Here is a 26,352-nt window from a genome sequence, read left to right as displayed (position 1 = left end):
GAGGGAGTTCCCATGATCACCGCCCTGATCCGCTCCCGGCTGCCGGGGATGTCCGGCTCGCTGCGGAAGGTGGGCGAACTCGTGCTGGCCGACCCCGCGGCGGCCACCCACGGCTCCGCGGCCGAGCTGGGCCGCCGCACCGGCACCTCGCAGGCCACCGTGACCCGGTTCTGCCGGGCGCTGGGCCTGGAGTCGTACCAGCAGCTGCTGATCGAGCTGGCCCAGGAGCAGGGCCGGGCCGGGGCGGACGGGCGGCGCACCGCGCTGGGGCCGCGCATCGGGCCGGACGACGACCTGGAGCGGGTCATCGCGGTGGTCGCGGACGCCGATCTGCGGGCCCTGCGGCACACCGCCGACCACCTGGACCGGGACGCTCTGGAACGGGCCGCTCGGGCCCTCGCCGCGGCCCGCAGGATCGACGTGTACGGCGTCGGCGGCTCCGGCATCGTCGCCCAGGAGATCCAGGCCCGGCTGTTCGGCATCGGCGCGGCCGCGCACGCCTGGACCGAGGTGCACGCGGCGGAGACCTCCGCGGCCCTGCTGACGCCGTCCGACGCGGTGGTGGCCGTCTCCCACTCGGGCGCCACCCGCGAGGTGCTGGATCCGCTGCGGCTGGCCGCCGAGCGAGGCGCCGCCACGATCGCGCTCACCGGCGAGCCCCGCTCCCCCCTCGCGCGGGCGGCCGCGATCACCCTCACCTCGTTCTCCGGCGAGACGAGCTTCCGGCGCGGCAACTTCGGCACCCGCCACTCCGTACTGCTGCTGGTGGACTGCCTCTACGCCCGCGTCGCCCAGCTCACCTACGAACGGGCCACCGCCTCCATCGCCTTGACGTCCCACATCGCGGACGCCCACGCGGTGCGCTCCCGCGGGCGCTGAACAGCGCCCGCACGGCCACCCCGGGCCTCTCCCGCGGCCAGGCGCCCCGGGGCGGCGGGCCGGCGGGCGGTGACGGCCCCGGGAAACGCGAGACCCCGCCCACGCCGGAAACCGGCGCGGGCGGGGTCTCGGAACACGTCGGGACCGCTCCGGCCCCGTCCGGGTCCGCCTGGACCTGTCCGGATCCGCCTGGACCCGTCCGGGTCCGCCTAGATCTCGCCCCGGAGCTTGGCGAGCGCCTCCGCGAGGATCGCCTCGCCGTCGGCCGCCGAGCGCCGCTCCCGTACGTACGCCAGGTGCGTCTTGTAGGGCTCGGTCCGCGGCGGCGCCGGCGGATTCTCCTCGTCCTGCCCGGCCGGGAAACCGCAGCGGGGGCAGTCCCAGGTCTCCGGGATCTGCGCGTCGCTGGCGAAGCTCGGCTGTGTCTCGTGCCCGTTGGAGCACCAGAACGAGATGCGCAGGCGCGGCGCGGACTCGCCGCGCTCGGCCTCGCCCATCGGCCCCGCTCCGACCCGGCTGCCACGGATCGCGTTACCACTTGCCACGTTGAAACTCCCTGCCTGATGGTGCTGCGAGGTCGCCCACGGTTCTCCCCCGCGCCAGCGGGAAAGGGCACGGTACCTCAAGACGCCTTCCCATGGTAAGCCGCATACGCGACGAGGCGTCAGTTCTCACCGCAGATACGTCAGTTGTTGAACTTCATCACCAGGCCGAGCACCACGATGCAGGCGAACCAGAGCACGCCGACCACGACGGTGATCCGGTCCAGGTTGCGCTCCGCCACCGAGGAGCCGCCCACCGAGGACTGCATGCCGCCGCCGAACATGTCCGACAGGCCGCCGCCCTTCCCCTTGTGCATGAGCACGAGCAGCAGGAGCAGCAGGCTGAAGATGATGAGGGCGATGGAGAACCCGATTTCCACGGCTGGACCAACTCTCTCGACTACAGGACGGCACTACATGACTACGCGGATGGTGTTCCCCCCGCCGGGGGCGGGAGCAACGCGCCGGGGCCGGGAACCGCGCGGCAGCACGGTTCCGGCCCCGTCAGGGTACTTCACCGCTCCCTGAAGTTCACTGGTCGCGGAAGCGCACGATCTTCACGAACTCCTCGGCGTCGAGCGAGGCGCCGCCCACCAGGGCTCCGTCGATGTCGGGCTGGGCCATGATCTCGGCCACGTTGCCGGCCTTCACCGAGCCGCCGTACTGGATCCGGACCGCGTCCGCCACCTCCTGCGAGTACAGCTCGGCGATCTTGGCGCGGATGGCCGCGCAGACCTCCTGGGCGTCGCTCGCGCCGCATACCTTGCCGGTACCGATGGCCCAGACCGGCTCGTACGCGATCACGACCGTGGACGCCTGCTCGGCCGGCAGGCCCTTCAGACCGCCCTCGACCTGGGACAGGGTGTGGGAGACGTGGTTGCCCGCCTCACGGACGTCCAGTTCCTCGCCGACGCACAGGATCGGGGTCAGACCGTGCCGGTAGGCGGCCTTGACCTTGGCGTTCACCTGCTCGTCGGTCTCTTTGTGGTACTGGCGGCGCTCGGAGTGGCCGACCACCACGTACGTGCACTTCAGCTTGGCCAGCATCGGACCGGAGATCTCACCGGTGTAGGCGCCGGAGTCCTGCGCGGACACGTCCTGGGCGCCGTACCTGATCCGCAGCTTGTCCCCGTCGACCAGGGTCTGTACGGAGCGCAGGTCGGTGAAGGGGGGCAGGACCGCGACCTCGACCGCGTCGTGGTCCTTGTCGTTCAGGCCGAAGGCGACCTTCTGGACGTGGGCGATGGCCTCAAGATGGTTGAGGTTCATCTTCCAGTTGCCCGCCATCAGCGGGGTGCGGGTGCTCTGCTGCGTCATGTCGGTCAGTTCTCCAGTGCGGCGAGGCCGGGCAGGGTCTTGCCTTCGAGGTATTCCAGGCTGGCGCCGCCGCCGGTGGAAATGTGGCCGAAAGCGTCTTCGTCGAAGCCCAGGATGCGCACGGCCGCGGCGGAGTCGCCGCCGCCGACCACGCTGAAGGCCGGGGCGTCCACCAGGGCCTGGGCGACCGCGCGGGTGCCGTCGGCGAAGTCGGGGTGCTCGAAGACACCCATGGGGCCGTTCCAGAAGACGGTGGCGGCGTCCGCGATCTTGGCGGCGAACAGTTTGCGGGACTCCGGGCCGATGTCGAGGCCGAGGACGTCGGCGGGGATGGCGTCGACGGGGGCGACGACCGGGTTGGCCGGGGTCTTGCCCTTGACGTCGGGGAACTCCAGGTCGCCGACCACGTCGACGGGCAGCACGAACTCCACGCCCTTGGCCTCGGCCCGCTGCAGGTACTCGGTGACCACCGGGATCTGGTCCTCCTGCAGCAGGCTCTTGCCGACCTCGTGGCCTTGGGCCTTGAGGAAGGTGAACACCATGCCGCCGCCGACCAGGATCCGGTCGGCCTTCTCCAGCAGGTGGTCGATGACGCCGAGCTTGTCGGACACCTTGGAGCCGCCGAGCACCACCACGTAGGGGCGGGCGACGTCCTCGGTCAGTTTCTTGAGCACGCCGACCTCGGTGGCGATCAGTCCGCCCGCGGCGTGCGGCAGCCGGCCCGGCAGGTCGTACACGGAGGCGTGCTTGCGGTGCACGGCGCCGAAGCCGTCGCCGACGTACGTGTCGGCCAGCGCGGCAAGCCGGTCGGCGAAGGCGCCGCGCTCGGCGTCGTCCTTGGCGGTCTCGCCGGCGTTGAAGCGCAGGTTCTCCAGCAGCGCCACCTGGCCGCCGGCCAGGCCCTCGACGGTGGCCCGCGCGCTGTCCCCGACGGTGTCGGCGGCGAAGGCGACGTCGGTGCCGAGCAGCTCACCAAGGCGTGCGGCCACCGGCGCGAGCGAGAACTGCGGGTCGGGCGCGCCCTTGGGGCGGCCGAGGTGCGAGGCCACGATCACCTTGGCGCCGGCGTCGGCGAGGCGCTTGATCGTGGGGACGGCCGCGCGGATCCGGCCGTCGTCGGTGATCGTCTCGCCGGACAGCGGGACGTTGAGGTCGGCGCGGACGAACACCCGCTTGCCCTCGACCTGCCCCGCGGCGAGGAGGTCGTCAATCGTCTTCATCTGGGGTCTCCTGTGGGCTTCGAACTGGTGCGAGCCGGGCGGACTGCCCGAAGCAGCGGAACAGGGCCCGGCAGGCGCGTCCTCGCGCCCTCCGGGCCCTGTCCTTCACATCGCTGTGCGCGGTCGGTGCGTGATCGTCAGGCGGTGCTCAGAGCTGTCCGCCGACGAAGACCGTGAGGTCCACGAGGCGGTTGGAGTAGCCCCACTCGTTGTCGTACCAGCCGATGACCTTGACGGTCTTGCCCTGGACCATGGTCAGGGACGAGTCGAAGGTGCAGGAGGCGGGGGTGTTGACGATGTCCGAGGACACGATCGGGTCGCTGGTGTACTCCAGCAGGCCCTTGAGCTGGCCCTCGGCCGCCTTCTGGAAGGCCGCGTTGACCTCGTCCTTGGTGACCTCGCGCTCCAGGTCGACCACCAGGTCGGTGACCGAGCCGGTGGGCACCGGCACGCGCATGGCCAGGCCGTCCAGCTTGCCCTGCAGCTCCGGGATGACCAGCGCGGTGGCCTTCGCGGCACCCGTGGTGGTCGGGATGATGTTCTCCGCGGCGGCCCGGGCGCGGCGCAGGTCCTTGTGCGGGAAGTCGAGGATCCGCTGGTCGTTGGTGTACGCGTGGACCGTCGTCATCAGGCCCTTGACGATGCCGAAGTTCTCCAGCAGCACCTTCGCCATGGGCGCCACGCAGTTGGTGGTGCAGGACGCGTTGGAGATGATGTGGTGGCTCGCGGGGTCGTACTTGTCCTGGTTGACGCCCATGACGACGGTGATGTCCTCGTCCTTGGCGGGCGCCGAGATGATCACCTTCTTGGCGCCGCCGGCGATGTGCTTGCCGGCGTCGGCGGCCTTGGTGAAGATGCCGGTCGACTCGATCACGATGTCGACGCCCAGCTCGCCCCACTTGATGGCGGCGGGGTCGCGCTCGGCGAGCACCTTGATGGTGTGGCCGTCCACGGTGATGGTGTCGGCGGTGTGGGTCACCTCGGCCTTGAGGCGGCCCAGGATGGTGTCGTACTTCAGCAGATGCGCCGTGGTCGCGGTGTCACCCAGGTCGTTGACAGCCACGATCTCGATGTCCGCACCCTGCTCCAGGATGGCGCGGAAGAAGTTACGACCGATGCGGCCGAAGCCGTTGATGCCTACCCGGATCGTCACGAACCGATCTCCTCGCTCAGTCGCCGGAGTCCGTTTCTCCGGCTGCGAATTTTGGGATGTCCCCGACCGTCTCCGAGCCTACCGGTCCCGGGGGGCCGCCGCCGACCAGGGGCGCGCTGATCCCGCCGGGCACGGCGGGAAGGAGCCAGGGGCGCGGGCAGCGGCGCGGCTCAGCCCACCATCTCGTCCGTGAGGTTGGCCTCCGTGCCGGGCAGGCCCAGGTCGGCGGCGCGCTTGTCCGCCATGGCCAGGAGGCGGCGGATGCGTCCGGCCACCGCGTCCTTGGTCAGCGGCGGCTCGGCGAGCGAGCCGAGTTCCTCCAGGGACGCCTGCTTGTGGTCCATGCGCAGCCGGCCCGCCGCGGCGAGGTGCTCGGGCACGTCGTCGCCGAGGATCTCCAGGGCGCGCTGGACCCGGGCGCCGGCCGCGACCGCGGCCCTGGCGCTGCGCCGCAGGTTCGCGTCGTCGAAGTTGGCGAGCCGGTTGGCGGTGGCCCGCACCTCGCGCCGCATCCGGCGCTCCTCCCAGGCCAGTACGGAGTCGTGCGCGCCGAGTCGGGTGAGCAGCGCGCCGATCGCGTCGCCGTCGCGCACCACGACCCGGTCCACGTTGCGCACCTCGCGGGCCTTGGCCGGGATCTGCAGCCTGCGGGCCGCGCCGACCAGGGCGAGGGCGGCCTCGGGTCCCGGGCAGGTGACCTCCAGGGAGGACGAGCGGCCGGGCTCGGTGAGCGAGCCGTGGGCGAGGAACGCCCCGCGCCAGGCGGCCTCGGCGTCGCAGGTGGCGCCGGAGACGACCTGCGGGGGCAGGCCGCGGATGGGCCTGCCGCGGCCGTCGACCAGGCCGGTCTGCCGGGCGAGCTGGTCGCCGCCGGCGACGACCCGGACGACGTACCGGCTGCCGCGGCGCAGCCCGCCGGGCGCCATGACCACCAGGTCGGAGGAGTGGCCGAAAATCTCCAGGACGTCCTTGCGCAGCCGCCGGGCGGCGATCCCGGTGTCCAGCTCCGCCTCGATCACGATCCGGCCGCTCACCAGGTGCAGTCCGCCGGCGAACCGGAGGATCGACGACACCTCCGCCTTGCGGCAGCAGGTCCGGGTGACGGGAAGCCGGGAGATCTCGTCCTTCACCGCTGCCGTCATCGCCATGGGCCGATCCTTCCACGCATTCGGAATACACGGTCGTACGCGGCGGCCAACAGCTCCGGGTCGTGCCGCGGACCGTCGGGGGCGGCGACACGGGCCAGCTCGACCGTGCCCCCCAACCGCTCGGCCGCCTCGGCGAGGCTTTCACGGTCGGGTACGGCGGCCTCGTCGGCGAGAACCACGTCGATGGTGAGTTTAGGGGCGTGTCGCCCCAAAACCTCCAAGTGACGCTGCGGAGAAAATCCGTCCGTCTCCCCCGGCTGGGGCGCGAGGTTGAGGGTGAGCACGCGGCGGGCCCTGGTGCTCATCAGGGCCTCTGCGAGTTCCGGCACCAGCAGGTGCGGGATCACCGAGGAGAACCAGGAACCGGGCCCGAGCACCACCCAGTCGGCGTCCAGCACGGCCTGCACGGCCTCGGGAACGGCCGGCGGGTCGGCGGGCAGGACGCGCACCTCCAGCACCTCGCCCGGGGTGAGCGCCACGTTGGCCTGGCCGCGGACCGTGGAGACCGCCTCGGGCCGCTCGGGGTCGTGGCCGCGGACGACCGCGTGCAGGTCGAGCGGGACGGCGGACATGGGCAGCACCCTGCCGTGCGCGCCCAGCAGCCGGCCGACCCACTCCAGCGCGGCCACCTCGTCGTTGAGCTGTTCCCACAGGGCGACGATCAGCAGGTTGCCGACCGCGTGGCCGTGCAGTTCGCCCTCGCTGACGAAGCGGTGCTGGACCACTTTCGCCCACGTGCGGCCCCAGTCGTCGTCCCCGCACAGCGCGGCCAGCGCCTTGCGCAGGTCGCCCGGCGGCAGCACGCCCATCTCGGCGCGCAACCGCCCGCTGGAACCGCCGTCGTCGGCGACCGTGACCACCGCGGTCAGGTCGCCGGTGATGCGGCGCAGTGCCGCGAGGGACGCGGACAGCCCGTGCCCCCCGCCCAGCGCGACCACCTTCGGCTGCCCCCCGGCGCGGCGGGCCGTGCCCTCACGGCGCCGCCGCAGACCCGTTCTGATCACTCGCGCCCCATGTCCCTGTGCACCGTCACCGTCTCCACTCCGTCCGCCGCCAGCCGGGCCGCCAGCCGTTCCGACATCGCGACGCTGCGGTGCTTGCCGCCGGTGCAGCCCACCGCGATCGTCACGTACCGCTTGCCCTCCCGGCGGTAGCCGGCGGCGACGATGTGCAGCAGCTCGGCGTACCGGTCCAGGAACTCCTTGGCGCCCGGCTGGTTGAACACGTACGTGGCCACCTCGTCGTTGAGCCCGGTGAAGGGCCGCAGTTCCGGCACCCAGTGCGGGTTGGGCAGGAAGCGGCAGTCCACCACCAGGTCGGCGTCGACGGGCAGCCCGTACTTGTATCCGAACGACATGACGGTGGCCCGGAGTTCCTGCTCCTCCTCGCCGGCGAACTGCGCGTCGAGCTTGGCCCGCAGTTCGTGCACGTTGAGGCTGGAGGTGTCGATGACCAGGTCGGCGTCGCCGCGCAGTTCGCGCAGCAGGTCGCGCTCGGCGGCGATGCCGTCCACGATGCGTCCGGCGCCCTGCAGCGGGTGCGGGCGGCGCACCGATTCGAAGCGGCGGACCAGGGCGTCGTCGGACGCCTCCAGGAAGATCACCCGGCGCTTGACGTCCTTGGCGGCGAGGTCGGCGAGCGACTCGCGCAGGTTGTCGAAGAACTGGCGGCCGCGCACGTCCACCACGACCGCGATCCGCGCCACGTTCCCCTGCGAGCGGGCGCCGAGGTCGACCATGGTGGGGATGAGGGCCGGGGGGAGGTTGTCGACCACGAACCAGCCGAGGTCCTCCAGACACTTGGCCGCGGTGCTGCGGCCGGCCCCGGACATGCCGGAGATGATCACCAGTTCGGGGATGACCTCGATGGGTTCGCCCGCTCCGACGCCGGTCATACGCTTGCCGTCCTGTCCGTCCTGCTGCTCGCTCATGTGCTCTTCCCCCGATGGTCCGGCCTGACCGCCCCGGGCGGAATCCGGGGCTCCTCTTCTATGATCTCCCCGGTCGCGGTGTTCACCGCCGGCGCGGCCGGTGCGGCGGCGGCGAGCGCCGCGGCGACCGTCTCCGCGGTGCGGCGGCCGATGCCGGGGACCTCGCAGATCTGGTCGACGGTCGCCCCGCGCAGCCGCTTGAGCGAGCCGAAGTGCTTGAGCAGTGCCTGCCTGCGGGTCTCGCCGAGGCCGGGCACGGCGTCCAGCGCGCCCGCCTTCATCGACTTGGACCGCTTGCCGCGCTGGTAGGTGATCGCGAACCGGTGCGCCTCGTCGCGCACCCGCTGCAGCAGGTAGAGGCCCTCGCTGGTGCGGGGCAGGATCACCGGGTCGTCCTGGCCGGGCAGCCACACCTCCTCCAGCCGCTTGGCCAGGCCGCACACGGCGACGTCGTCTATGCCCAGGTCCGCCAGCGCGCGGCAGGCGGCGGCGACCTGGGGCCGGCCGCCGTCCACCACGACGAGCTGCGGCGGGTAGGCGAACTTGCGGGGACGGCCGGTGTCGGGGTCGATCGGCCCGCCGACCGCCTCGTTGTCCGGCCCGCCGACCTCGCCGTCAGGCTCCGCCGCCAGGTCCGGCCCCGCCGTCGCCCCGATCGCCTCCGCTTCGTCCGGCGCGCCGGATCGGCCGGAGGCACCGGAAGGGCCGGAGGAGCCGTCCGGCGCCTCCCATTCGCTCGTGCGCTGCTTTTCCTGCAGGTAGCGGCGGAAGCGGCGGGAGACGACCTCGTGCATGGCGCGGACGTCGTCCTGCCCGGCGAACGACTTGATCTGGAAGCGGCGGTACTCGCTCTTGCGGGCCAGGCCGTCCTCGAAGACGACCATGGACGCCACGACGTCGTCGCCCTGGAGGTGGCTGATGTCGTAGCACTCGATGCGCAGCGGGGCGGTGTCGAGGTCGAGGGCGGTCGCGATCTCCTCCAGGGCGCGCGAACGGGTCGTCAGGTCCGAGGCCCGCTTGGTCTTGTGCAGCGCGAGGGCCTGCTGGGCGTTGCGCTGCACGGTGGCCATCAGGTCCTTCTTGTCGCCGCGCTGCGGCACCCGCAGGCTGACCGCCGAGCCGCGCCGCTCGCCGAGCCACTGGACCAGCGGGGCGGCGGGTTCGGGCAGGGCCGGTACCAGGACCTCCTTGGGCACGCCGCCGCTGCCGCCGGACTGCTCGGCGTCGCCGCTCTCCTCCCCGTACAGCTGCTGGAGGGCGTGCTCGACCAGGCCCGCGGTGTCCACGGCCTCGACCTTGTCGGTGACCCAGCCGCGCTGGCCGCGCACCCGGCCGCCGCGGACGTGGAAGATCTGCACGGCCGCTTCGAGTTCGTCCTCGGCGACGGCGATCAGGTCGGCGTCGGTGGCGTCGGCGAGCACCACCGCGTTCTTCTCCATGGCGCGGCGCAGCGCCTCGATGTCGTCGCGCAGCCGGGCCGCCTGCTCGTACTCCATGGCGGCGGCCGCGTCCTTCATCCGCTGTTCCAGGCGGCGCAGGTAGGTGCCGGTGTGGCCGGCCATGAAGTCGCTGAACTCCTCGGCGAGTTCGCGGTGGTCCTCGGCGCTGATCCGGCCCACGCAGGGCGCCGAGCACTTGCCGATGTAGCCGAGCAGGCAGGGCCGGCCGATCTGGGCGGAGCGCTTGAACACACCGGCGGAGCAGGTCCGCACGGGAAACACCCGCAGCAGCAGGTCGACGGTCTCGCGGATCGCCCACGCGTGGGCGTAGGGACCGAAGTAGCGCACGCCCTTGCGCTTGGGGCCGCGCATCACCTGGACGCGCGGGAACTCCTCGTTCATGGTGACCGCCAGCGACGGATAGCTCTTGTCGTCGCGGTACTTGACATTGAACCGCGGGTCGAACTCCTTGATCCACGAGTATTCGAGCTGCAGCGCCTCGACCTCGGTCGACACCACGGTCCACTCCACCGAGGCGGCCGTGGTGACCATGGTGGCGGTGCGCTGGTGCAGGTTCGCGATGTCCTGGAAGTACGAGGACAGGCGCTGGCGCAGGCTCTTCGCCTTGCCGACGTAGATCACCCGGCCGTGCTCGTCCCGGAACTTGTAGACCCCGGGGGAGTCGGGGATCTGGCCCGGCTTCGGTCGGTAGGTGCTGGGGTCCGCCATGGCTCCCACCCTACTGGCGGGATGTGACAAACCGGGTTCAGGCCCGGTGCGGCGCGGGGACCGTTCGGCGGCCGGCCGGGTGCGGCGCCGCCCGGACCCGTCAGGCGCCCGGTCCGTCAGGCGCCCGGTCCGTCAGGCGCCCGGTCCGTCAGGCGCCCGGTCCGGCGGTGAGTTTGCCGCCGGAGGCGGTGACGGAGACGGCGGGCAGCGGCTGCGTGGCCGGGCCCTGGACGACGGCGCCGGTGGTGGCGTCGAACTGGCTGCCGTGGCACGGGCAGGACGCCGTGGTGCCGTCCACCGCGTCCAGGACGCAGCCCTGGTGGGTGCACACCGCGCTGAACGCCTTGAAGGTGCCCTGCTTCGGCTGCGAGACCAGCACCTTGTCCTCGCGGTACAGCTTGGCGCCGCCCACCGGGACCGCCGACGACGCGCCGAGGTCCACAGCCGTGGCCGGTCCGCCCGACGAGCCGCCGGACGAGCCGCCCGAGGAGTTGCCGCAGGCGGTCAGCCCGGTCAGGCCGGCCCCAGCGCCCGCGGCCAGTGCCGTCCCGCGCAGGACGGTGCGGCGGCGGGCGATCGGTTCGGTGGACATGCGTACTCCAGGGGTACGGACGGGGTGGCCGGCCCGGCCACGGGGGTCGTGCGGGCTGGGCCGGAGCCGCGGCCCGCCCTGCCGACCCTACGGCCCGACCCTGTACGGACCCTCTGAACCACGCCTCGCGCTCACGCCTTCGCCGCCCGCTTCCTGGCCGCCGCCTTCTTGCGCGGGGCCGGCACCGCCGCGTCACTGACCGCGTCCGGGCCGAGGATGTCGCGCAGGAACTTGCCGGTGTGGCTGGCCGGGATGCCCGCGATCTGCTCCGGGGTGCCCTCGGCGACGACCAGGCCACCGCCGCTCCCGCCCTCGGGACCCATGTCGATCACCCAGTCGGCGGTCTTGATCACATCGAGGTTGTGCTCGATGACGATCACCGTGTTGCCCTTCTCGACCAGCCCGGCCAGCACCTTGATCAGCTTGCTGATGTCCTCGAAGTGCAGACCGGTGGTCGGCTCGTCCAGGACGTAGACCGTGCGGCCGGTGGAGCGCTTCTGCAGCTCGGAGGCGAGCTTGACCCGCTGTGCCTCGCCGCCGGACAGGGTGGGCGCGGACTGCCCGAGCCGCACGTACCCCAGGCCGACCTCGTTCAGGGTGCGCAGGTGGCGGGCGATGGTGGGCACCGCCTCGAAGAAGTCCAGCGCCTCCTCGATCGGCATGTCCAGCACCTCGGCGATGGACTTGCCCTTGTAGTGCACCTCCAGCGTCTCCCGGTTGTACCGGGCGCCGTGGCAGACCTCGCACGGCACGTACACGTCCGGCAGGAAGTTCATCTCGATCTTGATGGTGCCGTCGCCCGCGCAGTTCTCGCAGCGGCCGCCCTTGACGTTGAAGGAGAACCGGCCGGGCAGGTAGCCGCGGACCTTGGCCTCCATGGTCTCGGCGAACAGCTTGCGGATGTTGTCGAAGACGCCGGTGTACGTGGCCGGGTTCGACCGCGGGGTGCGGCCGATCGGCGACTGGTCGACGTGCACGACCTTGTCCACCAGGTCGTCGCCGTCGACGCGGGTGTGGCGGCCGGGCACGCTGCGCGCGCCGTTCAGCTCCCGGGCGAGGTGGGTGTACAGGATGTCGTTGACCAGGGTCGACTTGCCGGAGCCCGAGACGCCGGTGACGGCGGTGAGCACGCCCAGCGGGAAGGACACGTCGATGTCCCGCAGGTTGTTCTCCCGGGCGCCGTGGACGGTCAGCCGCCGCTTGGGGTCGGCGGGCCGGCGGGCCGGCGGGGTGGGGATGGACCGCTTGCCCGCCAGGTACTGGCCGGTCAGCGACTCCTCGTTGGCCAGCAGCTCCTTCAGCGAGCCGGAGTGGACCACCTTGCCGCCGTGCTCGCCCGCGCCGGGGCCGATGTCGACCACCCAGTCGGCGGTCTTGATGGTGTCCTCGTCGTGCTCCACCACGATCAGGGTGTTGCCCAGGTCGCGCAGCCGCACCAGGGTCTCGATCAGCCGGTGGTTGTCCCGCTGGTGCAGGCCGATGGAGGGCTCGTCCAGCACGTACAGCACGCCGACCAGGCCGGAGCCGATCTGGGTGGCCAGCCGGATGCGCTGGGCCTCGCCGCCGGACAGGGTGCCGGCCGCGCGGTTGAGCGAGAGGTAGTCGAGGCCGACGTCGACCAGGAACCTCAGCCGCTCGTTGACCTCCTTGAGCACCCGCTCGGCGATCTTCTTGTCGCGGGCGTCCAGCTTCATGCCGCCCAGGAACTCCGCGCAGTCGCTGATCGACATCGCGGAGACCTCGGCGATGGACCTGTCCTGCACGGTGACCGCCAGGACCACCGGCTTGAGCCGGGCGCCGCGGCACGTCGGGCAGGGCACCTCGCGCATGTAGCCCTCGAAGCGCTCCCGGCTGGAGTCGCTCTCGGAGTCCTGGTGGCGGCGCCTGACGAACGGGATGGCGCCCTCGAACTGCGCGTTGTAGACCCGCTCGCGGCCGTACCGGTTCTTGTACGCGACGCGGACCTCGGACTTGTGCCCGTACAGCAGCGCCTTCCTGGCCCGGGCGGGCAGGCCCGCGAACGGGATGTCGGTGCGGAAGCCCAGCTCGGCGGCCAGGCCCTCGACCAGCCGGTCGAAGTAGCCCTTGGACATCCCGCCGTTCCAGGGCGCGATGGCCCCTTCGGCCAGCGACTTCTGCTCGTCGGGGACGATCAGCTCGGGGTCGACCTCCATGCGCGAGCCGATGCCGGTGCAGTCCGGGCAGGCGCCGAAGGGCGAGTTGAACGAGAAGGAGCGCGGCTCCAGCTCCTCGAAGGACAGGTCGTCGTACGGGCAGTACAGGTGCTCGGAGAACATCCGCTCGCGCTGCGGGTCGTCCTCGGGGAGGTCCACGAAGTCGAGGATGACCATGCCGCCGGACAGCCCGAGCGCGGTCTCCACCGAGTCGGTGAGCCGGCGCTTGGCGGAGTCCTTGACGGTGAGGCGGTCGACGACCACCTCGATGGTGTGCTTCTCCTGCTTCTTCAGCTTGGGCGGGCTGGTGAGCTGGATCGTGGCGCCGTCCACCCGGGCCCGGCTGTAGCCCTTGGTCTGCAGGTCGGCGAACAGGTCCACGAACTCGCCCTTGCGCTCGCGCACCAGCGGCGACAGCACCTGGAAGCGGCTGCCCTCCTCCAGCTCCAGCACCCGGTCCACGATGGCCTGCGGGGACTGCCGGGAGATGGGCCGGCCGCACTGCGGGCAGTGCGGCTTGCCGATGCGCGCGAACAGCAGCCGCAGGTAGTCGTAGACCTCCGTGATGGTGCCCACGGTGGAGCGCGGGTTGCGGGAGGTGGACTTCTGGTCGATGGACACGGCGGGCGACAGGCCCTCGATGAAGTCCACGTCGGGCTTGTCCATCTGTCCCAGGAACTGCCGGGCGTAGGAGGACAGTGACTCCACGTAGCGGCGCTGGCCCTCGGCGAAGATGGTGTCGAAGGCGAGGGAGGACTTGCCGGAGCCGGACAGCCCGGTGAACACGATGAGCGAGTCACGAGGCAGGTCCAGCGAGACGTTCTTGAGATTGTGCTCGCGAGCGCCACGGACGGTGAGTCGGTCGGCCACGCCAGTGCGCACCTTTCTTGGAAAGCGGGGAGGGGTTCGGCACCCGAGGGTCTGCACCCCCCAGTCAGCGTAAACGGGGTGCCCTCGGCTTTTCTTCCACTCGCCGGCTCGTACGGGTCTGGAGTACGGGTCCGCGTGCTGCCGCGGTACTCGACCGACCCTATAGCACGCGCTTTCGATTTACGGCGCCGTGTCGCAAGGTTCACCCGATCGGGTAAGCCCACTAGCGTCGGACCCGACCACGTACCCCTCTGGAGGCACAGTGACCGTCGAACGACCCGATCCGGAACGTGACGCCGCCGCCGTACGGGAGGCGACCGCGCGGCTGGCCGAGGCCGCCGCCGCGCTGTCCGCCGAGGACCTGGCCGAGCCGTCCCGGCTGCCCGGCTGGACCCGCGGCCACGTCCTGGCCCATGTCGCGCGCAACGCGGACGCGCTGACCAACCTGCTGACCTGGGCGCGTACCGGCGAGGAGACGCCCATGTACGCGTCGGCCGAGGCACGCGACGCCGACATCGAGGCGGGCGCGGGCCGTCCGCCGGCCGAGCAGCTGGCGGACCTGCGGGCCTCCGCCGACCGGTTCGCCGCCGCCTGGGACGCGCTGCCGCCGTCCGCGTGGGCCGCGCAGGTCACCATGCGGTCCGGCCGCGTCGTCGCGGCGGCCGAGATCCCCTGGAAGCGGCTGGTCGAGGTCAGCCTGCACCACGTCGACCTGGACGCGGGCCTGGACTGCGCGGACCTGCCCGGCGACTTCGCCGCCCGCGAGCTCGCGTACCTGCTGGACGGCCTCACCGGCCACGAGGGCGTCGCGGCGGTGGAGCTGCACGACACCGGCAGCGGGCGCACGTGGACCATCGGCGCGGCCACCGAGCCCGAGGTGACGGTCGCCGGCTCCTGCCACGACCTGCTGGCCTGGGTCAGCGGGCGCGGTAGCGGCAAGGGCCTCACGGTCACTCCCGACGCGGCGCCGCCGGTGCTGCCGCCGCTACTCTGAAGCCATGGCCTACACCGGAGACGTGGTGGTCGGGGGCACGCCCGACGTGCACGAACTGCAGGACCTGATCATCACCAAGGCCGCGGTCGGGCCGATGGACAACAACGCGTATGTGCTGCGCTGCCGCGCCACCGACGAGCAGCTGCTGATCGACGCGGCCGCCGAGCCGCACACACTGCTGGAGGTGATCGGCGCCGACGGGCTCGGCACGGTCGTCACCACCCACCGGCACGGCGACCACTGGCAGGCGCTGGCCGAGGTGGTGGCCGCCACCGGCGCCCGCACCTGCGCGGGCCGCGAGGACGCGCCCGGCATCCCCGTCGCCACCGACGTCCCGCTGGACGACGGCGACGTCCTCACCCTCGGGCGCGTCCGCCTCACCGCGCGGCACCTGGTCGGGCACACTCCGGGCGGCATCGTCCTGGTCTACGACGACCCGCACGGCCACCCGCACGTCTTCACCGGCGACTGCCTCTTCCCCGGGGGGCCGGGGAGGACGACGAATCCGGCCGACTTCACGTCCCTGATGGACGGCCTGGAGGAGAAGGTGTTCGGCGTGCTGCCGGACGAGACCTGGATCTATCCGGGCCACGGCAAGGACACCACCCTGGGCGCCGAGCGCCCGCACCTGGGGCAGTGGCGTGCGCGGGGCTGGTGAGCCGGCGCGCGGTCAGCGCCAGCGGCGCATGCGCGTGCCGACCTCGCCCTGATCGGTCTCCCACCAGGGGCGGGTCATTTCGGGGACGGCCGGGGGCGGGACGGGGCCGCCGCCGGCCGGGTCCCCGGAAGCCGCGGGGCCGGAAGGCGCGGGGCCACCGTCCGCGGTCGGTCCGCCGTCCGCGGGGGCGGCGGCCGCGGGGGCGGCGGCCGCCTCCGCCAGGGCCTCGCGGTCCAGGCGGGCGTCGAGGGCCGCGGTCTTCTCGCGTTCCGCGCGCCACCACTCCAGGAAGACCAGCAGCAGGAAGGGGAGCGCGACGAGTTCGGCGAGGGTGAGCATGAGGCCGCCGCCGAGCATCTGGTCGTGGCGTACCGACGGGCCCCAGGCGCGGGGGTGGGCGGTGTACCAGTGGCCCGCCACCAGGGTGCCGCTGGTCATGACGACCAGGCCGGGCACGGAGTCGAAGAGGCCGTCGAAGAAGACGAGCGCGGCGCGCACCGGGTGGCTGCACCAGGCGGGCAACAACTCCTGGCGGCTGAGCATGGGCAGCACGAACAGGCAGCCGGTCAGCAGCAGCTGCAGGTGCATGAGCTGGCGGACCACCGGGTTGCCGAGCGCGGTGGCGAAGTACGGCGTGAAGTAGATGGTCAGCTCGGAGCCGAGCACCAGCAGCGAGCTGACCAGGGGATACGTCAGAGCGCGGACCGGCCGGGAGGCGAAGGCCCGGCGGGTGCGGCCCTGCGGCGGCATCAGGCCGAGCGGGTCGCCGAGGGCGAGGCCGAGCGGCGCGAACAGGTCGAGCAGGATGTTCTGGACGGCGGCCGGCCAGAAGAGCACCTTGTCGTACACCGCGAGCGACGACATGGTCGCGACCACGAGGGTGCCCAGGCCCGCGACGAAGAAGGCGGCGGTGCGCCACAGCGGCCACCGCTCCCCCGCCCGCGCCTTGGCCCGCACCCCGTACGCGTATGCCGCGCCCGCCGCCGCGATGACGACGAGCGCGGGCACGTCGAGCTGCCAGGCGTCGAAGAACCGGGCTCCGGTCAGCTCGGGCAGCGCCCAGGTGCTCGCCACGTCCGTGCCTTTCCTCGTCGACCGTCCCTCAGCACGGTCGGTACCGCCAGTACCGGGGCCACGGTAGACCCCGGTACGGCGGGTCGGGCGGGCGGGGGTGCGGCGCGTCGGGGGGAATCACCGGGCCCGGGGTCACCCCTCAGCGGCGGTGTGCCTCCATCGGCTCGGACTCGGCGGCATCGGACCCGGCGGCATCGGACTCGACGGCATCGGACCCGGCGGCGTCGGCCGCCGGCCGCCCGCCCTTCCCGTCCCCGGCGCCCCTGGAGGCGGCCAGGCTGGTCGCGGTGGTGACGGCGAGGACCCCGACGATCACCGCGAGGGAGACCGGGGTGGAGATCTCCGGCACGTGGACGCCCGACTCGTGCAGCGCGTGCAGCACCAGCTTGACGCCGATGAAGCCGAGGATCACCGACAGGCCGTACGACAGGTGCACCAGCTTCTTCAGCAGGCCGCCGATGAGGAAGTAGAGCTGCCGCAGGCCCATCAGGGCGAAGGCGTTGGCGGTGAAGACGATGTACGGGTCCTGGGTGAGGCCGAAGATCGCCGGGATCGAGTCGAGGGCGAAGAGCACGTCGGTGGTGCCGATCGCGAGCATGACCACGAGCATCGGGGTCATCAGCCGCTTGCCGCGCTCGGTGACCAGCAGCCGGGTGCCGTGGTAGCGGGTGGTGGTCGGCACCCGCCGTTCGATCGCCTTGAGCAGCCGGTTCTCCTCGAACTCGGCGTCCTCCGGCTCGCCGCCGCCGCGCGCCTCCCTGACCAGCTTCCACGCGGTCCACACCAGGAAGGCGCCGAAGATGTAGAACACCCAGGAGAAGCTGGCGATAACAGTGGCGCCCGCGGCGATGAACACCGCGCGCAGCACGAGAGCGATCAGCACCCCGACCAGCAGGACCCGCTGCTGGTACACGGCGGGCACCGCGAACTTCGCCATGATCAGGACGAAGACGAAGAGGTTGTCGACGCTCAGCGACTTCTCGGTGAGGTAGCCGGCGGAGAACTGCCCGGCGGCCTGACCGCCGGAGAAGAACAGCAGGCCCAGGCAGAACAGCGCGGCGAACGCGACCCAGACCCCGGTCCAGATCCCGGCCTCGCGGACCGAGACCTCGTGCGGGGTGCGGCCGACGACGAAGTCGACGGCGATGAGGGCGCACAGCCCCGCGATGGTCAGCGCCCATACGGAGAGCGAGACGTCCATTGCTCCTCGGCAGGTGTCTTTACGGCAACTGTCAGCGCAACTGTTCGGCGTCGTCGCTGCCGGAGCCGGTCGCCCCGGTCTCAACTACGGTACAGGAATACCCATCTATTAGTAAAGAGAATGCCAAGTGGATGCCAAGCGGGTGGGTTCAGGGGCCGTACGCCGGGCGGGCGGCGGCCAGTTCGCGCAGGACATGCGCGAGCACCTGGCTGCCGGGAGGAACGAGCGCCGGTTCGTACGTCCACGCGTGGCCGACCCACGGGTCGGCCAGGTGGTCGCCGGGCAGGGGCGTCAGGCGGAGCAACGACCGGAACAGGGGGTCGAGGACGGGGCCGTACGCCGCCGCCTCCTCGCGGTCGGCGACCAGCAGCAGGTGCACGCCGGCCGAGGGGCCCTCGTCGGCGAGGTAGCGGAGCTGGTTGACCGTCCGGTCGTCGAACCCGTACGGGAACTCGTTGACGATCAGGAGCTGCTGGGCGGTGTCGAAGCCGGGCGGCAGGGCGTCGGCGGCGCCGGACCGCAGCGCCATCTGGATCAGGTCCACCCGCTCGGTGAGCCGGGTGAGCAGATCACCGACCCCGGCCGCGCCGGCCGCCGGCGGCGGCAGGACCAGGGCGCCGCCGGTGTGCAGCGGGGCCAGCGCGGCGGCGCCGGAGCCCGCCGGGTCCAGGGCGTGCACGGCGAAGGCGCCCACCGGGTGGGAGGCCAGCAGCCGGGCGGCCAGCGCCACCGCGGTCTCCATGGCCTGCCGCCGGTCCTCCTCGGCGTCCACCCACAGCCCGCGCTCCAGCGGGAGCCGGGTCAGCAGCGGTATGCGCAGGTCGGGCGCCTCGGGCAGGTAGAGGGTGCCGAGGCGGACGGCGAGCGGCGGCTCGGTGGGCACCCGGTAGGCGTGCCACGCCGGGCTCTCCCAGCCGGCGTACGCGGGCGGCAGCGCGGGCTCCACCACCTCGGCCTCGGCGGTGAGCTGGGCGAGGTCGCGGTCGAGCACCGCCCTGGCCTGGTCGACCAGTGCGATCTGCCTGACCTCCGCCTGATCACGGGCGGCCTCGGCGGCGGGGCCGCCACGGGTGCGGGGGTCGGCGAGCAGCCGGTCGAGTTCCCGGTCGTACCGCGACTGCGCGAAGTCCTCGGCGCTGCGGTACGCCGCCACGCTGCGGGCCAGGTCCTCGAACATGCCCCACACCTGGTTGTAGAGCCGCTCCTCCATCGTCCATCCCGAGGCGTCCCCGGCGACCGGCACGCGCGGCTGCTCGCCCGGTCCCGTGGCCGGCTCGCCGGACGACCCGCCGGAGGCGCTCGCCCCGGCGGTTGGGGCGGGGGCCGCGGGCTGCGCGTCAGGTACGGGCGGGGCGGGGTCCGGCGGGGGCGCGGTACGGCGCCTGGGGTGCCGGTAGTCGATGCCCTTGGCCGCGGGCGCGTCACCGGTGCCGCGGGGCCGCTCGGGCGCGGCGGCGGGCTCCGCCCCGGGCCGCGCGGGGCTCGCGGGCCGGGGCGGGGGCGCGGTCACCGACCGGGACAGCTCCTGCTCGACCGCCCGGTGGACCTGGGCGGCGACGTCGGCCGGGCCGGGGACGCCCTGGTCGAGCAGCAGCGCGGGCAGCCCGCCCGCATAGCCCTGGCCGACCGCGCGGACCTTCCACGCGCCCTGCCGCCGGTACACCTCGACGGCCAGCAGGGCGGTCTCGGGGCCGAGGCCGGGGATGGTGAAGGCGGCGATGCCGGTGCCGTCGACGGTGGTGACGCTGACGCGGGGCGGCGGCGCGGCACCGAAGGTCTCGGGTGCGTCCGGGTACGCCGCGCCGGGCCGCGTACCGCCGGAGTACGGGCTGCCGGGGGCGGTGGCGCCCGAGGGCGCCGCGCCGGACGACCGGTCGCCGTCGACGGACCCCTGCGGGCGTACGCCGCCCGGCAGGGCCAGCAGCACGTGCACCCGGTGCACCCCCTCGGGCAGCGCGCCGGGGTCGATGGCCAGGCGGTGGTCGGCGGCGGCCTGGCGCGGGACCTCGATGCCAGGCAGGTGCGGGTCGCCGGGGTGGGCGAGCCACTTGTCCGCGGCCGTGACCCGTCCCCGCTCGTCGCCGAGGGTGACCGCGGCCACCACGGGGGTGCCTGCCGACACCCGGATCTCCAGCCGGTCGCCGGGCAGCGGATGGTTCTGCCCGCGGACCAGTTCGGCTGTCATGTCGGCAGTCCCCGTTCCGTTGTCCTGTTGTCCGGTGGTGTCGGGCTCGTGCTCTCAGAGCGCGGGCAGAATGGACGGCATGAGGTCCTGGAAGGTGCGGCCGTTGGCGGGCGTGCCGATGGCCGTCATCGACCAGCCGCTCGCGCCGCGCTGCACCTTGGCCATGATCTGCGCGGTGTACGGGCCGCCGCCGGTGAGCGTGTAGCGGGCGAGCTCCTGCCCGTTGGTCTCGTCCACCAGGCGGCAGAACGCGTTCTGCACCTCGGCGAAGGTCTGGCCGGTGAAGGAGTTGACCGTGAAGACGATCTGGTCGATGTGCACGGGAACCCGCTGCAGGTCGACCAGGATCGACTCGTCGTCACCACCCTGGCCCGCGCCGCCGACCAGGTTGTCGCCGGTGTGCCGGACCGAACCGTCATCGCTGGTGAGGTGACGGAAGAACACCACGTCGACGGGCTGCTTGTCGGCGAAGAGCACGGCGGAGGCGTCGAGGTCGATCTCGCGGGTGCGGCTGCCGAACAGGCCCCGGCGCGGGGCGGCCTGCCATCCCAGCCCCATCCTGACCGCGGTCAGCGTGCCCCCGTCGGCCTTGCTCAGGCTGATCTTCTGGCCCTTGGTCATGTTGACCGTCACGCGCTGTCCCCTCTCACCGTGCACTGCTGCGTGCCGTATATCCGCGTACCGTCCGGTACGCGTACTGTCGTGCGGTTGCCCCGCACACTAACAAGACGCGGCCGGACGGTGCCCTGGTTCGCCGGCCGGAGATTTCCGCGGCCCGCGCGATTCCGATCAGGCCATGCCGGTCAGGCCATGCCGGTCGGGCGATTGCGGTCAGGCGATGCCGGCCTCCCGCATCTGCCGCAACTCCTTCTTCAGCTCGTGCAGTTCGTCCCTCATCCTGGCGGCGACCTCGAACTTCAGCTCGGCGGCGGCCGCTTGCATCTGCTCGGTGAGCTGGCCGATCAGGGCGGTGAGCTCCTCGGCCGGCAGTGACGCGGCCTCCCGCTTCTCGCCGGCCCGGCCGGACAGGCCGGGCACGGGGGCCTTGCCGCGGGAGCGCTGCCGGCCGGAACCCAGCAGCTCCTCGGTGTCGGCCTCCTCGCGAACGATGTAGTCGATGATGCCGGCGATCTTCTTGCGCAGCGGCTGCGGGTCGATGCCGTTGGCGGTGTTGTAGGCGATCTGCTTGGCGCGGCGGCGGTTGGTCTCGTCGATGGCCTTGGCCATGGCGGGGGTGATCCGGTCGGCGTACATGTGGACCTGGCCGGACACGTTGCGGGCGGCGCGGCCGATGGTCTGGATCAGCGACGTGCCCGACCGCAGGAAGCCCTCCTTGTCGGCGTCGAGGATCGCGACCAGCGACACCTCGGGCAGGTCGAGGCCCTCGCGCAGCAGGTTGATGCCGACCAGGACGTCGAACTCGCCCGCGCGCAGCTCCTGCAGCAGCTCGACCCGGCGCAGGGTGTCGATGTCGCTGTGCAGGTACCGCACCTGGATGCCGAGTTCCAGCAGGTAGTCGGTCAGGTCCTCGGCCATCTTCTTGGTGAGGGTGGTGACCAGGACGCGTTCGTCCTTCTCGGTGCGCAGCCGGATCTCGTGCACCAGGTCGTCGATCTGGCCCTCGGTGGGTTTGACCACGACCTCGGGGTCGACCAGCCCGGTGGGGCGGATGATCTGCTCGACGACACCGTCGCCGCGCGACAGCTCGTACGCCCCCGGGGTCGCGGACAGGTAGACGGTCTGGCCGACCCGCTCCAGGAACTCCTCCCACTTCAGCGGGCGGTTGTCCAGCGCGGACGGCAGCCGGAAGCCGTGGTCGACCAGGGTGCGCTTGCGGGACGCGTCCCCCTCGTACATCGCGCCGATCTGCGGCACGGTGACGTGCGACTCGTCGATGACCAGCAGGAAGTCCTCGGGGAAGTAGTCGATGAGGGTGTCGGGGGCGGAGCCGGGGCCGCGGCCGTCGATGTGCCGCGAGTAGTTCTCGATGCCGGAGCAGGTGCCGATCTGCCGCATCATCTCGATGTCGTACGTGGTGCGCATCCGCAGCCGCTGGGCCTCCAGCAGCTTGCCCTGCTTCTCCAGCAGCGCGAGCTGCTCCTCCAGCTCCTTCTCGATGCCGGTGATGGCCCGCTCCATCCGCTCGGGTCCCGCCACGTAGTGGCTCGCGGGGAAGACGTAGATCTGCCGGTCCTCGGTGATCACCTCGCCGGTGAGCGGGTGGAGGGTGTAGAGGGCCTCGATCTCGTCGCCGAACATCTCGATGCGGACGGCCAGCTCCTCGTACACCGGGAAGATCTCCACGGTGTCGCCGCGGACCCGGAAGGTGCCGCGGGTGAAGGCCAGGTCGTTGCGCGTGTACTGGATGTCGACGAACTTGCGCAGGAGCTGGTCGCGGTCGATCACGTCGCCCACGTTGAGCCGCACCATGCGGTCGATGTACTCCTGGGGGGTGCCCAGGCCGTAGATGCACGAGACGGAGGCGACCACGACCACGTCACGCCGGGTGAGCAGCGAGTTGGTCGCGGAGTGGCGCAGCCGCTCCACCTCCTCGTTGATCGAGGAGTCCTTCTCGATGTAGGTGTCCGTCTGCGGGACGTACGCCTCCGGCTGGTAGTAGTCGTAGTACGACACGAAGTACTCGACCGCGTTGTTCGGCAGCAGCTCGCGGAACTCGTTGGCCAGCTGGGCGGCGAGTGTCTTGTTCGGCGCCATGACGAGCGTCGGGCGCTGGAGCCGCTCGATCATCCACGCGGTGGTGGCCGACTTGCCCGTGCCCGTCGCACCGAGCAGCACCACGTCCCGCTCACCGGCGCGGACGCGCTTCTCCAGGTCGTCGATGGCCGTCGGCTGGTCGCCGCTGGGCCGGTAGGGGCTGACGACCTCGAAGGGCGCCACGGTGCGTTCGATGTCTGATACGGGCCGCATGACACCCACCGTACGACCACCCACTGACAACCGCGCCGCGCCGCTGCCGCGGCGGGGGCGCGGGCGGGCCGGGGGGCGGGTGCGAGGGGCGGGCCCGGGCCCGTTGTCGGTGGCCGGCGCTAGCGTGGGAACGTGACGAACGCTGTGTGGACGGTGCGGGACACCCCGATCGGGCCGCTGCTGGTGGCCGGGACCGACGAGGGGCTCGTCCTGGTGTGTTTCCGTGCCGATCCGGCGACCGCGGCCCGGGCCGTGGAGTCGATGGGGCGGCGGCTGGGCCGCGTGCCGGTCGAGGACGGCGCGCGCCTCGATCCGGTGACCCGGCAGCTCGACGCCTACTTCGACGGGGAGCTGCGTACCTTCGACCTGCCGCTCGACTGGTCGCTGGTCACCGGCTTCAACCGGCGGGTGCTGCGCGAGCTGGCGGACGGCGTCCCGTACGGGAGCGTGGTGGGCTACCAGGACCTCGCCGACCGGGTGGGCGAGCCGGGCGCGGCGCGGGCGGTCGGTGTCGCGATGGCGTCCAACCCGCTGCCCGTGGTCGTGCCCTGCCACCGTGTGATCGAGTCCGGCGGCGGGATAGGCGGCTTCGGCGGCGGCTTGGAGATCAAGCGGCAGCTGCTCGCGCTGGAGGGGGTGCTCCCGGCTCCGCTCTTCTGAGCCCGCTCGCGCGGGCCCGGCCGAGGCGGCGGCCGGGCCCGGGCAGTGCCCGTGGCCGGTTCCGGGCCGGGGTCGCGGGCCGGGCCGAGGCGTCCGGGGCCGGGCCAATGCCGGGGGCCGGGCCGACGCCCGGAGCTGGGCCGATGCGGGGGGCCGGGAGCGCCCCGCGGCTCATTCCTCCGAGGTGCGCGGGTCGGGGATCTGCGGGGGCGCGGCCTTGGGAAGCTCGGCCCGTCCGGCGTCCTCGATGCCGGGGGTCTCCTCGGCGGCGGGCACCTCGGGGGCGGCCGGCGGGCGTTCCACCTCCTGGGCCGCGGGCGCGGCCGAGCCCGGTGTTCCGGCCGGTGAGCCGACCTGCCCGGGCGCGCCACCGCTCGCGCGGTCGAAGAAGCGCAGCAGTTCCACCGGGAAGGGCAGTACGAGGGTGGAGTTCTTCTCGGCGGCGACCTCCACGACCGTCTGCAGCATGCGCAGTTGCAGGGCGGCGGGGTTCTGCGCCATCGTGTCGGCCGCCTCGGACAGCTTCTGCGAGGCCTGCAGTTCGCCGTCCGCGGTGATGATCCGGGCCCGCCGTTCACGGTCGGCCTCCGCCTGCCGGGCCATCGACCGCTTCATGGACTCCGGCAGCGCCACGTCCTTGATCTCGACCCGGTCGATGTGGATGCCCCAGCCGGTCGCCGGGGTGGACAGCATCAGCTCAAGCCCCTCGTGCAGCTTCTCCCGCCCGGACAGCAGATCGTCCAGGTCGCTCTTGCCGATGATGGACCGCAGCGAGGTCTGGGCGACCTGGAGCATGGCGAACTGGTAGTTCTGCACGTCGACGGTGGCGCGGATGGGGTCGACGACCCGGAAGTAGAGCACGGCGTCGACCCGCACCGAGACGTTGTCCCGGGTGATGCCCTCCTGGGACGGCACCGGCATGGTGACGACCTGCATGTTCACCTTGGTCATCTTGTCGACGAACGGGACCAGCAGGCGCGCTCCGGGTTCCTTGGGCAGCGCGTTGACCCGGCCGAACCGGTAGATCACGCCCCGCTCGTACTGCTTGACGACCTTGACACCGGACGCCAGCCCTATCAGCCCGAGCACCGCGGCGACGATCAGCAGCACCACGACGACTTCCATTGCCCCCACCCCTTCACGACAAGAGAGTGAACGATACGGCCGCGGCGGATCCGGGCGCACCCGTCGCGGCGCGTTTTGACGGGAGTTTGACGAACCGTCCGGGCCTCGTGAGGGCGGTGGGCGCGTGGTCGAGGGCGATCGCCCGGTGCACCCGGCGCGCGGACCGGGTGGTGCGGGCCGGGTTCTCGTGCGTCACCGCCGGGGGCGCCCGGTGCGGTACGGGCCGGGCGGCGGGGCCGCCCACCGCCGGCCCGGCGGTCCCGGGCCGAAGCACAGCGGGCTGTGCCGTACCCGGGGGCCGGAACGCGGCCGGGGCCGCCCACCTGAGCGGGCGCTCCCGGCGGATCGCGTCCGGGCGCCGGTCAGTCGTCTCAGTCGTCGAAACGGGCCGCGGCCACGTAGTCCGGGCGCGGGTCGAGCGCGGCGGCCAGCCGGAAGTGGCGCTGGGCCTCGGCGGGGCGGTTGGACCGCTCCAGGGTGCGGGCGAGGGCGAAGTGCGCGAAGGCATTGTCCGGCTCGCGTTCCAGCACGATCTGGAACTCCAGCTCGGCGGGGCGCAGTTGGGCGGCGGCGAAGAAGGCGCGGGCGCGCAGCAGGCGGGCCGCGGTGTTCTCCGGGTGGGCCGCTATCACGGGGTCGAGGAGCTTGACCGCGCCACGCGGGTCGCGCGCGGCGAGCAGCTGCTCGGCGGCGCGGTAGTCGATGACGTGTGTCTCCGGGGTCCGCTCGGTCAAGGCCGCCTCCTTGCTTCGGCCGGGGATGACGAGTGATCGTCTGGTCAGACATACCCAACGCGGCGCCCGGCAACCCCATTCCCGCGGGGCGGGGACACGGGCCGGGGCCGCCCGGGCCGGCGCGGGGCGGGGGCGGCGGGCGGCGCCCGCGGCGCGCTCCTAGGCTGTGGCCATGCTGACAGTGGGCCTGACCGGCGGCATCGGGGCCGGCAAGAGCGAGGTGGCGCGGCTGCTCGCGTCGTACGGGGCGGTGCTGGTCGACGCCGACCGGATCGCCCGCGAGGTGGTGGAGCCGGGCACGCCGGGGCTGGCCGCGGTGGTCGCCGAGTTCGGTCCCGGGATCCTGGCCGGGGACGGCAGCCTGGACCGGCCCGCGCTCGGGGCGATCGTCTTCGCCGACGAGGAGCGGCGGGCGGCCCTCAACGCGATCGTGCATCCGCTGGTGGGCCGGCGGTCGGCCGAGCTGCAGCAGGCCGCGGGCCCGGACGCGATCGTGGTCCACGATGTGCCGCTGCTGGCGGAGAACGGCCTGGCCTCGCTGTACGACCTGGTGGTCGTGGTGGACGCGGCTCCCGCGACGCAGCTCGACCGCCTGGTACGGCTGCGTGGCATGACCGAGCACGAGGCCAGGTCGCGGATGGCCGCTCAGGCCACGCGGGAGGAGCGGCTGGCCGTCGCCGACCTGGTCGTCCGCAACGACGGCCCGCTGACCGAGCTGGAGCCGCAGGTCCAGGCCGTCTGGCGGACCCTGACCGAACGCGCGCAGGCCGGCTGAGGCCTCGTACCACCCCGGCGGCGAA

Annotated in this window: 23 protein-coding genes; 5 read left to right on the top strand and 18 right to left on the bottom strand. The window is 72.5% G+C overall.

Going from position 1 to position 26,352, the window contains the following annotated elements; genetic code table 11:
• The first annotated feature begins 12 nt into the window (after positions 1 to 12).
• The gene (locus K7G61_RS21060; RefSeq protein WP_225848474.1) at positions 13 to 879 is read left to right on the top strand and encodes a MurR/RpiR family transcriptional regulator; all 867 of its coding nucleotides are present in this window, start codon (positions 13 to 15) and stop codon (positions 877 to 879) included.
• Positions 880 to 1,088: 209 nt separating this feature from the next.
• On the opposite strand, the gene K7G61_RS21055 is transcribed toward K7G61_RS21060, so the two are convergent.
• The 11 genes from K7G61_RS21055 to uvrA form a co-directional block, all read right to left on the bottom strand.
• Complete coding sequence (locus K7G61_RS21055) at positions 1,089 to 1,376, bottom strand: RNA polymerase-binding protein RbpA (protein WP_033172319.1); 288 nt, start codon at positions 1,374 to 1,376, stop codon at positions 1,089 to 1,091.
• A gap of 188 nt (positions 1,377 to 1,564) precedes the next feature.
• Positions 1,565 to 1,795 (bottom strand): preprotein translocase subunit SecG, encoded by a 231-nt coding sequence (gene secG, locus K7G61_RS21050; RefSeq protein ID WP_225848561.1) that lies wholly within the window; start codon positions 1,793 to 1,795, stop codon positions 1,565 to 1,567.
• A gap of 157 nt (positions 1,796 to 1,952) precedes the next feature.
• Positions 1,953 to 2,738 carry a triose-phosphate isomerase gene (gene tpiA, locus K7G61_RS21045; protein ID WP_374204192.1) on the bottom strand — a complete coding sequence of 262 codons (786 nt, stop codon included), beginning with the start codon at positions 2,736 to 2,738 and terminating at the stop codon, positions 1,953 to 1,955.
• A 5-nt stretch (positions 2,739 to 2,743) separates the two neighbouring features.
• Positions 2,744 to 3,958, bottom strand: coding sequence for a phosphoglycerate kinase (pgk, locus tag K7G61_RS21040; protein WP_225848473.1), 1,215 nt, complete (start codon positions 3,956 to 3,958; stop codon positions 2,744 to 2,746).
• A 148-nt stretch (positions 3,959 to 4,106) separates the two neighbouring features.
• The gene (gap, locus tag K7G61_RS21035; RefSeq protein WP_225848472.1) at positions 4,107 to 5,111 is read right to left on the bottom strand and encodes a type I glyceraldehyde-3-phosphate dehydrogenase; all 1,005 of its coding nucleotides are present in this window, start codon (positions 5,109 to 5,111) and stop codon (positions 4,107 to 4,109) included.
• Between the two features lie 170 nt (positions 5,112 to 5,281).
• Positions 5,282 to 6,259: a DNA-binding protein WhiA gene (gene whiA, locus K7G61_RS21030; RefSeq protein WP_225848471.1), complete on the bottom strand. Its 978-nt coding sequence runs from the start codon at positions 6,257 to 6,259 to the stop codon at positions 5,282 to 5,284.
• A complete protein-coding gene (yvcK, locus tag K7G61_RS21025) occupies positions 6,250 to 7,263 on the bottom strand; it encodes a uridine diphosphate-N-acetylglucosamine-binding protein YvcK (RefSeq protein WP_225848470.1) in 1,014 nt (337 codons plus the stop codon). The genes whiA and yvcK overlap by 10 nt, the downstream gene beginning before the upstream one ends.
• A complete protein-coding gene (gene rapZ, locus K7G61_RS21020) occupies positions 7,260 to 8,153 on the bottom strand; it encodes an RNase adapter RapZ (RefSeq protein WP_225848559.1) in 894 nt (297 codons plus the stop codon). Before rapZ ends, yvcK begins: the two co-directional genes overlap by 4 nt.
• Positions 8,154 to 8,185: 32 nt before the next feature.
• On the bottom strand, positions 8,186 to 10,357 hold the full coding sequence (gene uvrC / locus K7G61_RS21015; protein WP_225848469.1) for an excinuclease ABC subunit UvrC: 2,172 nt from the start codon (positions 10,355 to 10,357) through the stop codon (positions 8,186 to 8,188).
• A gap of 148 nt (positions 10,358 to 10,505) precedes the next feature.
• Entirely contained in the window at positions 10,506 to 10,949 is a 444-nt protein-coding gene (locus tag K7G61_RS21010) for a Rieske (2Fe-2S) protein (protein WP_225848468.1), read from the bottom strand.
• 131 nt (positions 10,950 to 11,080) lie between these two features.
• Complete coding sequence (uvrA, locus tag K7G61_RS21005; protein ID WP_225848467.1) at positions 11,081 to 13,993, bottom strand: excinuclease ABC subunit UvrA; 2,913 nt, start codon at positions 13,991 to 13,993, stop codon at positions 11,081 to 11,083.
• 262 nt (positions 13,994 to 14,255) lie between these two features.
• On the opposite strand from uvrA, the gene K7G61_RS21000 reads away from it, so the two are divergent.
• Positions 14,256 to 14,987, top strand: a complete 732-nt coding sequence (locus K7G61_RS21000; RefSeq protein ID WP_225848466.1) for a maleylpyruvate isomerase family mycothiol-dependent enzyme — start codon at positions 14,256 to 14,258, stop codon at positions 14,985 to 14,987.
• A 4-nt stretch (positions 14,988 to 14,991) separates the two neighbouring features.
• Entirely contained in the window at positions 14,992 to 15,645 is a 654-nt protein-coding gene (locus K7G61_RS20995) for an MBL fold metallo-hydrolase (protein WP_225848465.1), read from the top strand.
• 12 nt (positions 15,646 to 15,657) lie between these two features.
• Here the strand turns inward: K7G61_RS20995 and K7G61_RS20990 are convergent, their stop codons facing one another.
• The 5 genes from K7G61_RS20990 to uvrB all read right to left on the bottom strand — a co-directional run bounded on the left by K7G61_RS20990 (position 15,658) and on the right by uvrB (position 23,033).
• The gene (locus tag K7G61_RS20990; protein WP_225848464.1) at positions 15,658 to 16,719 is read right to left on the bottom strand and encodes a cytochrome c oxidase assembly protein; all 1,062 of its coding nucleotides are present in this window, start codon (positions 16,717 to 16,719) and stop codon (positions 15,658 to 15,660) included.
• A gap of 139 nt (positions 16,720 to 16,858) precedes the next feature.
• Positions 16,859 to 17,920 (bottom strand): TerC family protein, encoded by a 1,062-nt coding sequence (locus K7G61_RS20985; RefSeq protein WP_225848463.1) that lies wholly within the window; start codon positions 17,918 to 17,920, stop codon positions 16,859 to 16,861.
• A 148-nt stretch (positions 17,921 to 18,068) separates the two neighbouring features.
• The gene (locus K7G61_RS20980; RefSeq protein WP_225848462.1) at positions 18,069 to 20,105 is read right to left on the bottom strand and encodes a TerD family protein; all 2,037 of its coding nucleotides are present in this window, start codon (positions 20,103 to 20,105) and stop codon (positions 18,069 to 18,071) included.
• Between the two features lie 54 nt (positions 20,106 to 20,159).
• Positions 20,160 to 20,738 (bottom strand): TerD family protein, encoded by a 579-nt coding sequence (locus K7G61_RS20975; RefSeq protein ID WP_225848461.1) that lies wholly within the window; start codon positions 20,736 to 20,738, stop codon positions 20,160 to 20,162.
• A 198-nt stretch (positions 20,739 to 20,936) separates the two neighbouring features.
• Entirely contained in the window at positions 20,937 to 23,033 is a 2,097-nt protein-coding gene (uvrB, locus tag K7G61_RS20970; RefSeq protein ID WP_225848460.1) for an excinuclease ABC subunit UvrB, read from the bottom strand.
• A 132-nt stretch (positions 23,034 to 23,165) separates the two neighbouring features.
• On the opposite strand from uvrB, the gene K7G61_RS20965 reads away from it, so the two are divergent.
• Positions 23,166 to 23,693, top strand: a complete 528-nt coding sequence (locus tag K7G61_RS20965; RefSeq protein WP_225848459.1) for a methylated-DNA--[protein]-cysteine S-methyltransferase — start codon at positions 23,166 to 23,168, stop codon at positions 23,691 to 23,693.
• Between the two features lie 171 nt (positions 23,694 to 23,864).
• Here the strand turns inward: K7G61_RS20965 and K7G61_RS20960 are convergent, their stop codons facing one another.
• Together K7G61_RS20960 and K7G61_RS20955 are read right to left on the bottom strand one after the other, a co-directional pair.
• Entirely contained in the window at positions 23,865 to 24,818 is a 954-nt protein-coding gene (locus K7G61_RS20960) for a slipin family protein (RefSeq protein WP_225848458.1), read from the bottom strand.
• Positions 24,819 to 25,189: 371 nt separating this feature from the next.
• Positions 25,190 to 25,552, bottom strand: a complete 363-nt coding sequence (locus K7G61_RS20955) for a tetratricopeptide repeat protein (RefSeq protein WP_225848457.1) — start codon at positions 25,550 to 25,552, stop codon at positions 25,190 to 25,192.
• 172 nt (positions 25,553 to 25,724) lie between these two features.
• Between K7G61_RS20955 and coaE the strand changes: the two genes are divergently transcribed.
• Positions 25,725 to 26,327: a dephospho-CoA kinase gene (gene coaE / locus K7G61_RS20950; protein WP_225848456.1), complete on the top strand. Its 603-nt coding sequence runs from the start codon at positions 25,725 to 25,727 to the stop codon at positions 26,325 to 26,327.
• Positions 26,328 to 26,352 lie beyond the last annotated feature (25 nt).

Origin of the sequence: Streptomyces sp. HPF1205 (assembly GCF_020400825.1) — a bacterium.
In the GTDB taxonomy this organism is placed as follows: Bacteria; Actinomycetota; Actinomycetes; order Streptomycetales; family Streptomycetaceae; genus Actinacidiphila.
This window is presented reverse-complemented; position numbering and strand designations above follow the sequence as displayed.

Coding starts and splice junctions, on each gene's coding strand:
- K7G61_RS21010 (WP_225848468.1), bottom strand. CDS start 10,949: ATGTCCACCGAACCGATCGCCCGCCGCCGCACCGTCCTGCGCGGGACG.
- K7G61_RS20960 (WP_225848458.1), bottom strand. CDS start 24,818: ATGGAAGTCGTCGTGGTGCTGCTGATCGTCGCCGCGGTGCTCGGGCTG.
- uvrC (WP_225848469.1), bottom strand. CDS start 10,357: ATGGCGGACCCCAGCACCTACCGACCGAAGCCGGGCCAGATCCCCGAC.
- uvrB (WP_225848460.1), bottom strand. CDS start 23,033: ATGCGGCCCGTATCAGACATCGAACGCACCGTGGCGCCCTTCGAGGTC.
- pgk (WP_225848473.1), bottom strand. CDS start 3,958: ATGAAGACGATTGACGACCTCCTCGCCGCGGGGCAGGTCGAGGGCAAG.
- whiA (WP_225848471.1), bottom strand. CDS start 6,259: ATGGCGATGACGGCAGCGGTGAAGGACGAGATCTCCCGGCTTCCCGTC.
- K7G61_RS20980 (WP_225848462.1), bottom strand. CDS start 20,105: ATGACAGCCGAACTGGTCCGCGGGCAGAACCATCCGCTGCCCGGCGAC.
- K7G61_RS21060 (WP_225848474.1), top strand. CDS start 13: ATGATCACCGCCCTGATCCGCTCCCGGCTGCCGGGGATGTCCGGCTCG.
- tpiA (WP_374204192.1), bottom strand. CDS start 2,738: ATGACGCAGCAGAGCACCCGCACCCCGCTGATGGCGGGCAACTGGAAG.
- rapZ (WP_225848559.1), bottom strand. CDS start 8,153: ATGACCGGCGTCGGAGCGGGCGAACCCATCGAGGTCATCCCCGAACTG.
- K7G61_RS21055 (WP_033172319.1), bottom strand. CDS start 1,376: ATGGGCGAGGCCGAGCGCGGCGAGTCCGCGCCGCGCCTGCGCATCTCG.
- K7G61_RS20985 (WP_225848463.1), bottom strand. CDS start 17,920: ATGGACGTCTCGCTCTCCGTATGGGCGCTGACCATCGCGGGGCTGTGC.
- K7G61_RS20995 (WP_225848465.1), top strand. CDS start 14,992: ATGGCCTACACCGGAGACGTGGTGGTCGGGGGCACGCCCGACGTGCAC.
- coaE (WP_225848456.1), top strand. CDS start 25,725: ATGCTGACAGTGGGCCTGACCGGCGGCATCGGGGCCGGCAAGAGCGAG.